Consider the following 14815-nt stretch of genomic DNA (forward strand, 5'->3'; position numbering starts at 1 on the left):
ATGGAAACTTTGCCGGGCTGAGGCCCGGCAAAGCTTTAATAGATTTATTTATAAGTTGTCTTGGACGGATTCTAAAGATGGGTAGGTTTCTACCAGGGTTGCTTTCACAGTGTTGAGATTTTCGGAGGTAACATCCCAGAAGTTACCGTTAGCCCCGAACTGTTTAAGTTGGTCAACTTCCTCAACAGAAAGCTTTCGCTGAGGGCTGTATTTGAGCGCATTAAGAAATCCCCATGCTTCTGATATGTGGTGAAAGGCTTCTCCCTGTTCACCATTATTGAGGTCTGATAAGGTGCTGTTGATATAATGAATGGTAACGGCAGCAGCGACCAGTTCCAGGTTTTCATAAAGAATATCAACCTGAGCATTCAAAGCTTCCTGGTCATCATTTACGATAGCTGTGCGACCTTTAATAAAGGCATCCATAATTACTTTGTTAGTACCCAGGTGCTCATCAACGGAGTTGGAGTAGTGGCTCCAAAAACGTCCGTCGTCTTCTTTATTCCATGGAGAAGTGAAATCCAAGGGAGGATCCCAATATCCGAAAGCTTCATCGAAATGATGTTCTTTGGACGTATAGTTTTTTCCTTCTTCAACTTCTACATTATCTACACTGGGTCCGATACGGTCATCTGTGAGATAAACATTAAAGATCTGGTTGTAAAAGGTTGCTCCCATCAAACCTTTGGCCACAATTTGACTAAACTCGCGTCCATTGGCATCTACTAATATGGGATCTCCGTCGGCGCGGTCAATCAATCCTGCAACTCCATTTGTGGCAGGAACTCCCAGACTTCCATTTTCACTGGCGTCGGCAGCGTCTGCAAAAATGTTTTGGAACAACCCATTATCAACATCAGGTTGAAACGTTTTGTTCTTAATTTGACGATCTGAGGTGAATGAGAAATTACCCCCACCGTCCCCGTCTGTATTTTCATACATATCGATCAGTGCTTGCTCTGAAAGGGTGGAGCTACCATTAGCAGTTTCGATGTAAGCTTTTATTTCTTCAACCATGTCAAGCCGATCGGTCTGACCGGGATAAGCTACTGAAGAGGATCCGTTGCGGGTAAACTCATATGTTTCAGGAGCTTCTATTAGATTATCATTGCTTTCACTGACATCACATGCGGTGAAGAGCACGAGTGTCAAAACGGCCATAAGACCATAAAGTATTGTGGTTTTCCCTTTTTTAATCTTCATAGTGGTTGTTAAATATTATAATTAAGAATTCACTGGCAAGTATAATGATTATATAGACTAATTATAAATAATTTACCAATGCTATTTTGCTTTGCATATCCAACTAAGGCGAGAATGGGGAAATTAGGTTTTTTGGGGGAGGAGATATATCTTTGCAGCTAGAAGTTTTGAATAGATATAATCAGCCATTCAGTGTTGAAAAAATATAATCAGGTATTTCTCATCTTCAGTCTATACTTGGTATCAGTCTCATGCCAAAGTTTTTACCCGCTGGGTCAAGGGGATACAGATCAGACTCTTCCAGCTGAAAAGAAGTTATTGCCTTTTAAAGCTCCACAGGGAGGAATGCTGCCACCTTTGCGGCCCCAATCGCTGTTTGAACCCAAGGAGTTTATTTTAACATATAGCAGGATTGCAGAGGTGAAAACTCCACTTTCTGAGGGTAAAGCGAGTTGGTATGGACCTAATTTCCATGGAAGGATAACAGCCAGTGGTGAACATTTTAATATGCGCGATCTAACGGCGGCACATCCCACCTTGCCCTTTAATACCTTAGTATGGGTAGAGAATAAACAGAATGGAAGGGCCGTTTTAGTTCGTATTAATGACCGGGGGCCGTATGCGGGCGATCGTATCATAGATCTTTCTAAAAGCGCAGCCCAAAGGTTGGGGATGGTTGGGCATGGTGTCTCTAATGTTCAGTTATTTATTGTAAAAAAAGATAGCGAACAGCAACATACTGCTTCCGATAGTTGGCCATTTTATACTGTGCAATTAGGCCTATTTAAAAAGGGGATGGCGGCCTTTAAATATGCGGAAAAACTTGAAGGGAGCCGTGTAGAGATTTTAAATGAGCATAATCAAAAATATTACGGGGTGTTTTTCGGCCGTTATACTGACAGAAAGAAAGCATTAAAGAAGAAAGAAGAATTAGCTCGGAAAGAGTTTACCGGTCTTGTCAGGCAGCTTGAAGCCGGCTAATGGTTTAAGGTTCGCCTATGACCCTTAGGAGCGAAGAATCTTTGAAACATGAAATGAATGCGATGAATCGTAGTGTTCATGATCTGTTAGGTGCTTAACTAATGAGTATGTTTAAGTTATATTGTTGAATTAATAAGTGGTTTATGATGTTTTCCTCACAGTATAAAGCAGCTGTCGTTCAGATGAACAGTCAAATTGAACTGGACGATAATCTTGAAAATGCTTATCAATTTATTCGGCAAGCCGCTAAGAAGGGAGCAAAGGTGGTTGGGTTGCCAGAGAACTTTTCGTTTCTGGGTGGTCTTAAAATGCGGCAGAATAAGGCTGATGAAATAACAAAAAGAGTTCCTGATTTCTTAGCTGATACTGCCAAAGAGTTTGGGATTTATTTGATGGGCGGCAGCTACCCGGTGCCTGCTGCTGAGGGTAAAGTATTTAATCGATCAAGCCTGTATAATCCGGATGGGGAACTGTTAGTTGAGTATGATAAAATTCATCTGTTTGATGTATCGCTAAAAGATGATGAGTCTTACCGGGAGTCGGATTATGTGGAGCCGGGTCAGCCGGAGCCGGCAATACATTCGGATGGTGTCATTGGCGGATGGGGACTTTCGGTCTGCTATGATCTGCGATTTCCTGAATATTATAGAAAGCTTACAGAGGGAGGGGCTGATATCCTTTCCATTCCTTCAGCCTTTACTTATACGACCGGTAAAGTACATTGGGAAACACTGTTAAAAGCCCGCGCCATTGAAAACACAAGTTATGTTTTTGCCCCGGCGCAGACAGGCCGGCATGGGGTGAAAAAGGATCGGAAAACGTGGGGACATGCTATGATCATTGATCCTTGGGGGGATATCCTGGGTGATGCCGGAACGGAACCGGGCATCGCCTGTGCAGAAATTGATCCCCATCGTCTTGAGGAAGTTCGCAGGGCGATTCCCTCCCTGAAGCATAGAAGATTATAGACCGATATTCTTATGCACAACTCTATTGATAAAATCTTCGGTGAAGCAGGTAGTCTATTGTTAATAGCATCAGAAATCCCAGTGAGAGTATAATAACGCTCAGCAGGGGTTCCCAAATGACAAGTCCTCCAATCAACCCCAAGACAGCTCCTAGATATTGGATATAACGCAGCTGTTCGTTGGTCGCATTTTTTATGATATCCGAAATATGTTGCTCATCGTATTCTCTCAGATTTTCTTCTACCAGTTTATGAACGTCTAACTGGTTGATCAGCTTATAAAGCAGGGTCGTAATTGTATTTTCAATGGTTTCGCTATTTGCATTTATTTTTTGAGGCAGGGTATCGAGCAGTCCGTCCAGTTTGTCAAGACCGCTTTCTACGGAAGTAGGGATATCGGCTAAGGCTTCCTCAATAATATGCTGCATCTCTTGACCTTTGATGTATGAGTAGGCCTTCAAAGCTACCTTCTCGAATGATTTATCATGTACGGCATCTTCAATTTGGCGTAGAATTCGTTGAGCGAGGGCCCCTCTGATCTCCGGATCGGCAATCATTTCATCTAAATAACTGACCACCCACTGCTTCAATTCTTCCCGAAAGGCAGGATCATCAATGATATTCTTAATGTACCGGGTGGAGCGCTTGCGATAAATACTTATGATATTTGAATCATTGATTTTTTGCTTAATGATTTCCGGGTTAATAAGGTCTTCGGAGACTGCCTGTGCGAGGCGATAAGCAATACGATCTTTTTGGGCAGGAATGAGGCCGTGCCCCAACAACGGACGTTTTTTGGCAGGCTTAAAGAGCATCGTGATAGCAAGCCAGTTGGTAAAAAAACCAATAAGTCCGCTGACGCTTACAATTTTCAGTAATCCTTCAAACTGCAAGGAGTAGCCCCAAACTGTGGCAGAGATGTCATTAAAATCCCAAAGAAATGATAGAATGAAGGTTAGCCCCAGAACATAAGGAATGATGGAAAGAATGGTCAGTACAACAGAGCTGTGCTCTTGTTGCCTGTCCGGAGCCTGGTAAGACTTCTGGGAGGTATCAGCGAGAGCATCGATCTTACTGTACTTAACAACGATTTGCCAGAGTTGCCGGGCCTGCGAGCGTGTTTTGCTTTTGGCTACTTCAATGGCATTGTTTAACTGATTGTTATCCGGCTTGGGCTCATCCATTGTGCTATATTTGTTCCAGTAGTTTATCCATAGGCCAGCAATACGAAAAATTTAGACAGGAGTTGTGGATATAACCAGGTTAGGTGGCCTGATCGAGATAAAAATTTTCTTTCTCTGTCATAAGCTCTTTATCTGTAGCTGATTTGTCCTGATAACCTGCTAAATGGAGTAATCCGTGGATAAAAACACGTTGAAATTCCCGTTGGGCCGTTTCTCCAAACTCCTGGGCCTGTTCTACGATGCGAGGGGCACAACAGAATAAGGTGCCTTCTATTTCTTCCTCTTCAGTACTGGATTCATCATATTGAAAAGTGATGATATCGGTTACATAATGATGATCCAGGTGCTCGCGGTTAATACGGGTAATTTCTTCTTCATCGACGAAAACCAACTCTACAAAATTAAAAGTCAGGTTTTCTTCCGATGAAATGGCCTGCAGGATAGATTGGCACTGAGACTCAGAAAGAGGAGGAGACAGGGAAGTCTGGTTGAAAATATGGATCTCGGCTTTTGATACCGCCATTGTTATCAGTCTTCATCAAAGGTAAAGCCATCCAGGTTGACTGATTCTGTGAGCGAAAGCGCAATAGCGCACATCATCAGATCTTCGGGCAGCTCGGTGAAGTCGCTGTTTAGAATTGTTTCACTAACGTTTGAGTATAAACTGCATCCTGCTCCCCGTTCAATAATCAGACCCGAAGTACGTTCGTGCTGACGGCCAAAGAAGGTAACCTGTTGCAGCATATCGCTGGCAATAAAGGCAGTGCAATTATGCAACTGCAGAAAGGTGTTTTGGGCGTAAACAGAGACCATATTAAGGCGTTCACCGTTTACATCCATACCCAAATGAATTTCGAGCGCTAAGCGTCGTCCTTCCTCTTTATTGACGACTTCAAACCGGTAAACATCATTGCCAAGCGGTTTTGCTTCTGCCTGAAGAACCTCAGCAATAGCATCAATATTTTCTTTTGTGAATTGATGGACCATTTATCAATACCTATTCGCTAATAGTTATAACTGCTATTCAAGAATATACGATGCGTAGTTCAGAATAAGAAATTTTAGTCTGTAGTTACCTTCTCTAATCAAGCTGGAGCTGGTCGAACCGTTCTTTGTTTTCCTCTTTTGTTATAGGGATTGGAAGCTGTCCTGAGGTAATTGCGGTCACATTATCAGCAAATTCTTGTGCTTTGTCATCCAGTCCGGCCATGAAATAAATACGCTGTATGATGGTATAATGGTTTATAGCGTAGGAAAGTTGCTGGATAACCTGGCGGCGCTGAGCACCTACCTGTTGTCTTTGTTGCTGAAGCTCTTGGCGCTTACTCACATTAGCATTTTCACGGGCACTCTTCATATCCTGATCCAGAGAAACCAGCTGCTGTTGGATTTCATCAAATTGCTGCATATGCCATTCAAGGTTTGTGACGAGCTGATCCCGGGCCTTATCGGCCAGCTCTACGGCACTGCTGTCATTGCCTAAACTGGCATAGCTGTATGCGTAGAGTGCAACAGAATTCAGGTTGTCAGACGAGATCTTAAAAGGTACACGTTCCTGTCCCCATTCTAACCAGTAATTGGCACTATCCGGCTTGCCAATGGCTTTATACTTGTTAGCCAGCTCAGTAATACTGAATTGATAATTGCCAAGCATACGGCGTATATTTTCATCAAAATAAGCATCGGGATTATTCCATTCCCGGAAGCGGAAGTTTTGTAACCGTTGAGCATGGATAGAAGGGTCAAGCCAGCCATACCGCGTATCGCTGTGACGTTGAGGTACAATCCTAAAGGCTTTCCCCTCAAATCGGAAGTAGGGCTGCAGACCTAACTGACTCTGATTAGAAACCGTATTGGCAAAATAAACAGGGCGCAACCACTTATTGTTTCTAAGAATATTCAGGATAACCTGATCTTGCACCTGTAAAAAGTACCGCTGGTTGCCCTGACGGTCGCGTCCTGCAGGGCGTCCTTCGTAATACCAAGACACTTCGTTATCCAGGGAATCAACGGGGATTCCAAAATCAACGCCTTTACTATAAACGCCTACGGTAGTATCCGGTTTCACGCCTATGGTCTCGCGATACTGGTTGCTGTCAGAGAATGCTTGCCTGAGCAGATCCTTATTGACCGGTATAGACATGGTATCCGGTTGATGAAGTGGAAGCTCGCTTGTTAAGCGCTCAATATCTTCATCAGTATAAGAAATAGGCAAGGGGGGGGATTCGTGGGACCACTGATCTCGTAATTGTTTGATATACCAATCAGTATTAAGAAGACTCAGGTTTACAATCCGGACATCCGTTCGTACGTCTTCCACTTCCTGCAGATACCACAAGGGGAAAGTGTCATTATCTCCATTGGTAAACAGGATGGCATTGGGTGCGGAGGACTGTAGTAGGTTATAGGCATAATCGGGGGCTACATACCGTTCACTTCGATCGTGATCGTCAAAGTTCTGGACTCCCATCAACAAGGGAGAAGCACAGAATAAGATAGCTATGCCAGCATAGGAAACTGCTTTACTGGAGGATAAATAATCTCTGATTAGCTCCAATAAACCAATGCTGCCCATACCTATCCATATAGCAAAGGCAAAGAACGATCCTACATAAGCATAATCTCGTTCGCGGGGTTCCATGGGGGTCTGATTCAGGAAGACTATAATGGCGAGTCCTGTCATGATAAAGAGAACCAGTACGGAGAGGGCCCGTTTCCAATCATTCTGGAAGTGGAAGAGCATCCCAAAAAGACCCAGCAGGAAGGGGATATAGAAGTAACTGTTATGGGCCGGATTATCTTCCTGCTGGCTTTCGGTAAAACCGGCCTGCCAACCCGCATCTTGAATATCCGATTCACGCCCAATAAAGTTCCAGTTGAAGTATCGGATATACATATGGTTGACCTGGTAGCCCAAGAAGTAATCCAAGTCGCTTGAATACCGGGCATATTGACGTGTGTGCTGGGGATTAGTCGAATAGCGTCGTGGGAAGAATACTTCCTGCTCGCGGTTGACCCCACCACGTTCACTATCATACGTATAGCCCGTCAGCAGCGGGGTATCACCGTATTGCTCCCGTTCGAGATAACTGATAAACGATTCTACGGTCTCAGGGTCATTTTCATCAATGGGGGGATCGGCAATGGAACGCACAAAGATAAGGGCATAAGAGGAGTAGCCAATCAAAATAAGAGCATAACTGATGAGGACGATATTTGCCATACGCATATTGTTTTTGTGCGTATAATAAATTCCGCCCCCTATCAGCAGAATTACCAATGCCATAAAGGCTATAGGGCCAATCAATCCATAGCTGGCCCTGTCAACGCCTTCCAAAATTGAAGGAAGGGTCTGTACGGTAAAAGGGTAAATGACCAAGAATGATACTGAGGCTAAAACAGCTGCCACGCCCAGCGAAAAAACTTCAAATTCTTTTTTCTTAAAGTAAATAATGAGGGCAACAAAGAAGAGGGCAAGCAGGTTAAGCAGATGAACGCCCAAAGCAATTCCAAAAAGATAGGCTATGAGGAGCAGCCAGCGTTCATTGTAAGGAGCGTCATGCTTTTCTGCCCAAACGAGCGCCAGCCAAACCACTAACGCGGTAAAAAACATGGAAATCGCATACACTTCGGCCTCAACCGCATTGAACCAAAAGGTATCAGTAACAGCAAAGGTGAGGGCACCGATGAGGGCACCGCCATACATCCCGATACGTTCAATACCTGGCATGTTCTCGGGTGCTCCTTTCCATTCACGAACCAGGCGGACAATCACCAGGTAAAGCAGCATGACTGTGAGCGCAGAAGCCAGCGCACTGATAAAGTTAATGCTGACGGCTACATAGCTGGCGGGCATGAACATGGAGAATAAGCGGCCCAACAGAGAATAGAAGGGGGCCCCGGGTGGGTGATTGACTTCCAGGCCGTGGGCTACGGCAATAAATTCGCCGGCATCCCAAAAACTGGCCGTGGGAGCCATTGTTAAAACATATAAAATAAGGGAGGCAAGAAAAGTAAAAAGAGCTAAAGTACGATTCGTCTTTTTGTGATTCGAAAACATTCGCGCCTATTTTAAAATTGAAGCAGTTAATATCATGTTTTAGCAGGCAATAATAGCCATAGGTAAGATAGAATCAAAATGATATGGCCATTTGATTGGATCCTTAATCGCCCAAATCAGGTAAATAAACGAAAAGGGGTGAAGGATATTTTTTTGGTAGCCGTACGTTGCTATTATTCATCGAAATAATGGTTCGAAAAGGCATCAACATCTCGCTTATCAAGCCCTAAAATGGCTATAAGTTCCCCCGTATCCGAAAAATCTACCCGCTCTGTAGGATCCAAATAGGCAAAAGCAGCTTCCCACATCGTGCGATAGGTAGGGTCTGCCAGAGCCTTTTGGGCAAAATTGGTGTTGCCATCCCGGTCGTTGAGAAAGGCATTGGCATCCGAAATACGGATATAATGGCTCGTCTCTTTTACATACTCCAGGTCTTTATCGGTTGTCTTTCCTTCATTCCAGTCGCTGTGCTGTACTACGTAAATGGATTGATTTATAGAAATATCGGGATTTTCTTGCTGAATCATCCGGAGCACATCAGCGGTTAAGTCTGACTGTCCACCTTCTTTAACCCAAACCTTGCCCCCGGAAGCTATCGTTTTAGTCCAGGCGGAATAAAGCTTTTGAACCGCACGAGCCCAATGGTCGTCGGCAGCAACCCAGCCACAACAGCCACCCCATACGGCATCCATTACCGCATCTGATTCGGGTTGAAAAGAATCCTGATTTATTCCGTACGCTCCAGAAACGGCCAGGATATGATCTTTTAGCCAAGCGGTGCCAAACTGTTCTTGGAGGATCATTCGATCGGCTACAGCACTGTGTCCATCATCGCGATCAGGAGCATGGTCGTAGTGCAGAGATATTAAATCGGTTTGAGAGTCGAAGGAGGGTTGTGCTAAAAGAGTGTTTGAAAAGGCTGATAGTGTAGAAGCCAATACAGTGATAATAATTATTTTGAGTTGCACGCTGGCATACATTTTTTTCTCGTTTGATGGTTAATATGCTGTTGTCTAATAATCAGCTAACAAAAAGGAAGGTTTGAATTGTGAAAATTCCAATCTGCCAGTGACGGTATCATTTTAATCCCTATTTTTTTGTAGTACAATAAGCGTATTGTATTAATTCTATCAATCATACCCAAATAATGCGAAGGGCGGTTGATGATCAAAATATCACTTCAGCGTTCTTTGTAGAGATCGATCGGTGAGGAGGGTACTATAGTAAAATACCCTGCTTTACTACCCGGAAGGAGGGTATTTCGGGATAGTGAAGTAGGCTGCTTCAGGGTAGTGGAAGGATTATCGTCAACTTCTACTTCTATGTATTGCTTTAGTCCTTTTCTTTAACAGGAAGATCTTCGACATTGACGGATGAGAGATCCATTTCTACAAAATCAAGTGCCTGGGAGTTTAAGCAGTATCGAAGTCCGGTTGGTTCGGGACCATCTTCAAATACATGGCCAAGGTGAGAACCACAGCGGGCACAAACTGATTCAGTACGGGTCATAAACAGGCTGTTATCTTCTCGTTCTCCTACAACGCTGGGCTTGATAGGCTGCCAGAAGCTGGGCCAGCCGGTTCCTGATTCGTATTTGGTCTCGGAAGTAAAAATAGGATTACCGCAGGCTCCACAGTAATAGACCCCTTCTTTTTTATTGTCATAGTATTCATTGACGTAGGGTAACTCTGTACCGCGGCTACGTAAGATGCGATATTCTCCCGAGGAAAGGAGTTCTCTCCATTCTTCTTCCGTTTTGGTTACTTCATAGTTATCCATAGTATCTGCTGGTTGGGCATGCGTATCCTGGGCTGTTATTGCAGCATGTTGAGCCACAGAGTGCTGATTATGGTCGTTTTGATTACAACTGATTAATAAAGCACCTAAAAGACCAACAATTGCTGTGTAAATAATTAATTTCATCATCATTCTAAAGTTAATTGGCTGTCGATATATATAATACGATTAATGATCGATGGCAGATTGAAAAAAGCTGCTTGATGTTGTTACCTCTCTAACGTATGCTGGTCCTGAATAGTTTTAGTGTGGACCTTTTGTTATATATTTGTTAGAAAATTGTGATAGAAGTGTAATATATGTTGGAGTCAATCCCGGGATTAACTTCTCCGCGTTCGCCATTCGACAGATGATGATATTTTATGCCGAAGGAGAGAGAAGCAGAGGGTGATAGTTGAATCTCAAGTCCTGCGCCCGCACTAAGCGTAAAATTAATTTTTTTGCCTCGGAAATCAGGAAAGGGGTTATCCAAAAATATGAGTCCCGTTGAAGTGGAGAGGAATGGCTGTACCGTCTTGGTTGATAAAAAGTTTAGTTGAAATCCGAGCGGTGAGATTCCGAGTCCCGATAAGGAGCTTCTTTTTTTACTTTTAGTGGTATTAAAGGATGGGTAGGAATAGCTGGAATACAGGTCTAACCGCAAATGATACTCTAAAACAGCCTGCTTGATGGGCAAAAGTTTCCTGTTGTAGCCAAAGCCGATCGACTGGATACGGGTATCCGGTGTTTTGCCCCAGAATGAATAAGAATCGAATGCAAAGCCAGCCCATATGGTAAATTCATGCGGGGGTGACATAAGCTGTCCATGGTGTGCAGGTGTGGAGTGGACTGTGCTATCGGGAGGTTGTACGGCATATACGGAAGGTTGCCCCGAAAGCAGCAATACTCCGAGGACCAACAGAATGCGATATGAACGTTTATACAAGCCCATCATTTACAGTTAAACAGCTATTTTTCTGCTTCAATAAACACTCGGTTGACGCGGGAATATTTCTGTTTTATTTGTGTGCTTAGTTGCTCGATAGCTGTTTCTATTTCTCCGGCATTAAGTTCGTCTTTAAAATTAACACTTATCGTCAATAAAATATAATCAGGTCCCATATGCAGGGTTAGCACTTCATTGACCCGGGTAATATTTTGGAAGGCTCCAACCATCTGTTCAACCCCATTAATCACATCTGTTTTGGCGCTTTCTCCAATCAGTAAGCCTTTGGTTTCGTAGGCAAGCCAGGTAGCAGTTCCGCCGAGGATAAGTCCAATAACGATGGAGGCGATACCATCAAAAACCGGCATGCCGGTCCATTGGCTAAGGCCAATTCCTAACATAGCAACGAAAAGACCAAGCAAAGCTGCCGAGTCTTCAAAGAGAACGACGAAGGTTGTGGGATTTTTTTCTTTCTGTACTGCTTCAAAATAGCCGAGATCTCCTTTTACCCTTTTAAATTCTTTCCACGCAAAATACCAGGCAATACCGGTAAAAACCATGGCAAAGCCCAGAACGCCATAACTTACAAGCACATTTTCTACCGGATGGGGATCAAGTACGCTATGGATCCCTTCATAGATAGAGATGCCGGCACCGATAGCAAAGACCATGATTGCTACGATAAAACTCCAAAAATAGATCTCCTTACCATATCCGAATGGGTGTTCACGGTCAGCTGGTTTGGTAGCTCTTTTTAGCCCCAATAAGAGCATCAACTGGTTACCGGTATCAACAGTAGTGTGGATACCTTCGGAAAACATGGCGGAACTTCCTGTAATGGCGGCAGCGATAAACTTAACAACGGCAATGATACCATTTGCAACAAGGGCAGCATAAATTACTTTTTTAGATCCTGAGGCCATGACTACAAGATTTTAATTTTGTTATAAACTTTTGATGAGACCCATGATAGCAAATTATGGGGATGAGGAAAAAATATTCTTTGAACAGAAGAGGGAGGTATGAAAAAAGCGTGAGCCTCGCCGAGAGACTCACGCTTAGTTATAATAGATTCAGATAAAGTTATTGGGCATTCTCATTGGTATAAACAACCCGCCAAATTTTTCCTTTCTGAGAATCTGAGATATAAAGTGAGCCGTCACTTCCGGTGGCAAGGCCCATAGGGCGATATTGCGCATTCCCGGGAGACCTTAGGCTATCTTGTCCGGCAAAGCCATCGGCAAATACTTGATGGTCTGAAGCCGCTTCTCCTCCATCAAAAGGAACAAAAGCTACTTTATAGCCTGCTTGGGGTTCGGGAGCCCGGTTCCAGCTACCGTGAAAAGCAATGAAGGCACCATTGTGGTAGCTTTCAGGGAATTGGGATCCACTGTAAAAAAGAAGGTCATTGGGACCCCAGTGGCCAGGAAATGCAATGACGGGATCTTCGTATTCATCTCCTTCTACTGCTGTTTCACCGTCTCCACCATATTCCGGTGATACCAGCTTTTGATTCGTTTTCCAGTTGTAATAGGCATAAGGCCAGCCAAAGTTATCGCCTTCGTTAACTGCAAACATTTCTTCAGCAGGAAGTTCTGCGTTATCCTGGGCATCGTAATATTCAGGCCACAGGGTGTTTAATTGGTCACGGCCGTGCTGTACTACATACAACTGGTTGGAATTGGTATCCCAATCGAGGGCCACCGAATTGCGAATACCTGTTGCATATCGTTGCTCAACACCCATATAGGTTTGGCCGACTTGGTCAGCACTAAATTTCCAGATACCGCCATGCCCCTCAAGCTGTGGGCAGGGCTCCATGCCGGCTGATCCAGGGGTGCGAGACTCTTCCTGGCAGGCATTGGATGGGGCGCCAATATTCACATACAGGTTTCCAGATTGATCGAATGTAAACGATTTGGCGGCATGAGAGCCTTGGTCCGGGAATCCTTCCACAACCATTTCAGCTTCTCCTTGGGGAACTAACTGTCCTTCCGTCATTTCGTAACGAACAACTGAAGTATCTGAACTTACATACAGATATCCATTATGAATTTGAATGCCCGTTCCGGTATAGGGGCCAAAATATTGTGTGGTATCGGCAATACCGTCGGCATCATTGTCCCGAAGGGCGGCAATACCGTATCCATTTTTTTCTTCTTCCAGGTTCACATAAATATCGCCGTTGTCAGCAACCGTAATATGACGTGCTTTACCTACACTGTCGGCGACAACAACGGCTTTAAAACCATCAGGGAGCGTAATCCCTCCGTTATCATCCGAATAAGCCATTTGAGTTTCTCCCTCAGAGGGTGCTGGCGCCTCACTGCTACAGCTAATGAACAGCCCTAAGCTTAATATTGAAAGTATCCCAACTTTTATAAGATTCATATCGCCGTTTTTTAAGTTAAATTTGTTTTTCATAGCATTTAAATGAATTATGATCTCTATTCATTCCGTTAAATTTTGGATTATTTAAGATATTCGTTAAAGTTTGAAAACAGCTTAACAATAATATAGGGATTTATGATGAAGTGTAAACTTTTTATGCTAATCTTGCTGTCGCTTACGGTCTCGGAGAAATATGTTTGGGCTCAGCAGGGTATATTAACGGCCTCAATCCCACAGAAAGTGACTAACGGATTCGAATTTACGGAAGGACCGTATTGGCACCCGGATGGCTACCTGCTGTTCAGTGATATTCCGGATAATACCATTTACCGCTGGAAGCCCGGATCTATGGAAGCAGATATTTTTATCAAGCCGTCTGGACATTCGAATGGCATTACTACTGACAACAAGGGACGACTTGTTTTAGCCCAGCATGATGGCATGATTTCAATCATCGGTGAGGAGCAACGGATGGAGATTCTTGCAGATGAATTTGAAGGAAAGCGCCTGAATAGCCCAAATGATTTAGCAATTTCTTCCAGGGGTATCATCTATTTTACAGATCCGCCATTTGGCGTCAACGCTGAAGAACGGAAGCTGTCCTTTAGTGGGGTATATATGTTAAAAAAAGGAGAGAGGCCACAGTTAATGGTTGATGAATTCGATCTCCCTAACGGCATTGTGCTTAATGAGGATGAATCCCAAATCTATGTCAATAATACAGCGACTGGCCAAATAATGTGCTTTGAGATCGCTGAAGACGGAAGTCTTCAAAATCCTACTGCTTTTGCTAATGTTGGAGCGGCAGACGAAAGTGGTGGGGCGGATGGGATGGCCATGGATCAGGAGGGGCGACTCTATTCCACCGGTCCGGGTGGAATTTATATTTTTTCTCCTGAGGGTAACCAAATTGAAAAAATTGGAATGCCTACAAGGACAACAAATTTGACTTGGGGTGGACCAGAGAATAAAACGCTTTACATTACCACACCATCTGCTATCTACCAGCTAAAAATGAAGGTGGAAGGAGTTAGTAAGTAGAAAACGGTTATATATCTCATCGGATATTGGCAGTTGGTGCGGTCCACTTAGCAAGTGAGCTACAACTTAGAAAAATAGTGAGCATTTTATTTGACCAACATCTATCTGGAGGGACACGGTGCGCTGTGTCCCAAGCTCGGAGGGAATGCTATGACTTTATCAAGTCTTAGGCCACTTTTTTCTCCCGGTCAAACCGGGAGGTATGATCCGGGTCATAAAATTCCCCACTGTTCCAGATGGCACAACTAATGGTGATAAGTTTGTTC

Annotated in this window: 13 protein-coding genes; 3 read left to right on the forward strand and 10 right to left on the reverse strand. The window is 43.8% G+C overall.

Features of this window, described 5'->3' with window-relative positions:
* Positions 1-48: 48 nt before the first annotated feature.
* A complete protein-coding gene (locus tag J6I44_RS14980) occupies positions 49-1203 on the reverse strand; it encodes a DUF4856 domain-containing protein (protein WP_265766964.1) in 1155 nt (384 codons plus the stop codon).
* Positions 1204-1521: 318 nt separating this feature from the next.
* On the opposite strand from J6I44_RS14980, the gene J6I44_RS14985 reads away from it, so the two are divergent.
* Together J6I44_RS14985 and J6I44_RS14990 are read left to right on the forward strand one after the other, a co-directional pair.
* Positions 1522-2184 (forward strand): septal ring lytic transglycosylase RlpA family protein, encoded by a 663-nt coding sequence (locus tag J6I44_RS14985; protein WP_265766965.1) that lies wholly within the window; start codon positions 1522-1524, stop codon positions 2182-2184.
* Between the two features lie 143 nt (positions 2185-2327).
* Positions 2328-3152, forward strand: coding sequence for a carbon-nitrogen hydrolase family protein (locus tag J6I44_RS14990; protein WP_265766966.1), 825 nt, complete (start codon positions 2328-2330; stop codon positions 3150-3152).
* Between the two features lie 22 nt (positions 3153-3174).
* On the opposite strand, the gene J6I44_RS14995 is transcribed toward J6I44_RS14990, so the two are convergent.
* From J6I44_RS14995 to J6I44_RS15035, 9 genes are all read right to left on the reverse strand, one after another.
* Positions 3175-4335, reverse strand: coding sequence for a DUF445 domain-containing protein (locus tag J6I44_RS14995; protein ID WP_265766967.1), 1161 nt, complete (start codon positions 4333-4335; stop codon positions 3175-3177).
* Between the two features lie 79 nt (positions 4336-4414).
* Entirely contained in the window at positions 4415-4858 is a 444-nt protein-coding gene (ybeY, locus tag J6I44_RS15000) for an rRNA maturation RNase YbeY (protein ID WP_265766968.1), read from the reverse strand.
* Between the two features lie 5 nt (positions 4859-4863).
* Positions 4864-5322 carry a hypothetical protein gene (locus tag J6I44_RS15005; protein WP_265766969.1) on the reverse strand — a complete coding sequence of 153 codons (459 nt, stop codon included), beginning with the start codon at positions 5320-5322 and terminating at the stop codon, positions 4864-4866.
* Positions 5323-5416: 94 nt separating this feature from the next.
* Positions 5417-8395, reverse strand: coding sequence for a glycosyltransferase family 117 protein (locus J6I44_RS15010; RefSeq protein ID WP_265766970.1), 2979 nt, complete (start codon positions 8393-8395; stop codon positions 5417-5419).
* 173 nt (positions 8396-8568) lie between these two features.
* Positions 8569-9363: a hypothetical protein gene (locus J6I44_RS15015; RefSeq protein ID WP_265766971.1), complete on the reverse strand. Its 795-nt coding sequence runs from the start codon at positions 9361-9363 to the stop codon at positions 8569-8571.
* 364 nt (positions 9364-9727) lie between these two features.
* Entirely contained in the window at positions 9728-10324 is a 597-nt protein-coding gene (gene msrB / locus J6I44_RS15020) for a peptide-methionine (R)-S-oxide reductase MsrB (RefSeq protein WP_265766972.1), read from the reverse strand.
* A gap of 139 nt (positions 10325-10463) precedes the next feature.
* Complete coding sequence (locus J6I44_RS15025; RefSeq protein WP_265766973.1) at positions 10464-11117, reverse strand: acyloxyacyl hydrolase; 654 nt, start codon at positions 11115-11117, stop codon at positions 10464-10466.
* Positions 11118-11140: 23 nt separating this feature from the next.
* Entirely contained in the window at positions 11141-12040 is a 900-nt protein-coding gene (locus tag J6I44_RS15030) for a cation diffusion facilitator family transporter (protein ID WP_265766974.1), read from the reverse strand.
* Between the two features lie 160 nt (positions 12041-12200).
* Positions 12201-13508 (reverse strand): PQQ-dependent sugar dehydrogenase, encoded by a 1308-nt coding sequence (locus tag J6I44_RS15035; protein WP_265766975.1) that lies wholly within the window; start codon positions 13506-13508, stop codon positions 12201-12203.
* A 135-nt stretch (positions 13509-13643) separates the two neighbouring features.
* Here J6I44_RS15035 and J6I44_RS15040 point away from each other — a divergent pair, with 135 nt between their 5' ends.
* Positions 13644-14549, forward strand: a complete 906-nt coding sequence (locus tag J6I44_RS15040; protein ID WP_265766976.1) for an SMP-30/gluconolactonase/LRE family protein — start codon at positions 13644-13646, stop codon at positions 14547-14549.
* Positions 14550-14815: the final 266 nt, after the last annotated feature.

Source organism: Fodinibius salsisoli (assembly GCF_026229185.1).
Taxonomy (GTDB): Bacteria; Bacteroidota; Rhodothermia; order Balneolales; family Balneolaceae; genus Fodinibius; species Fodinibius salsisoli.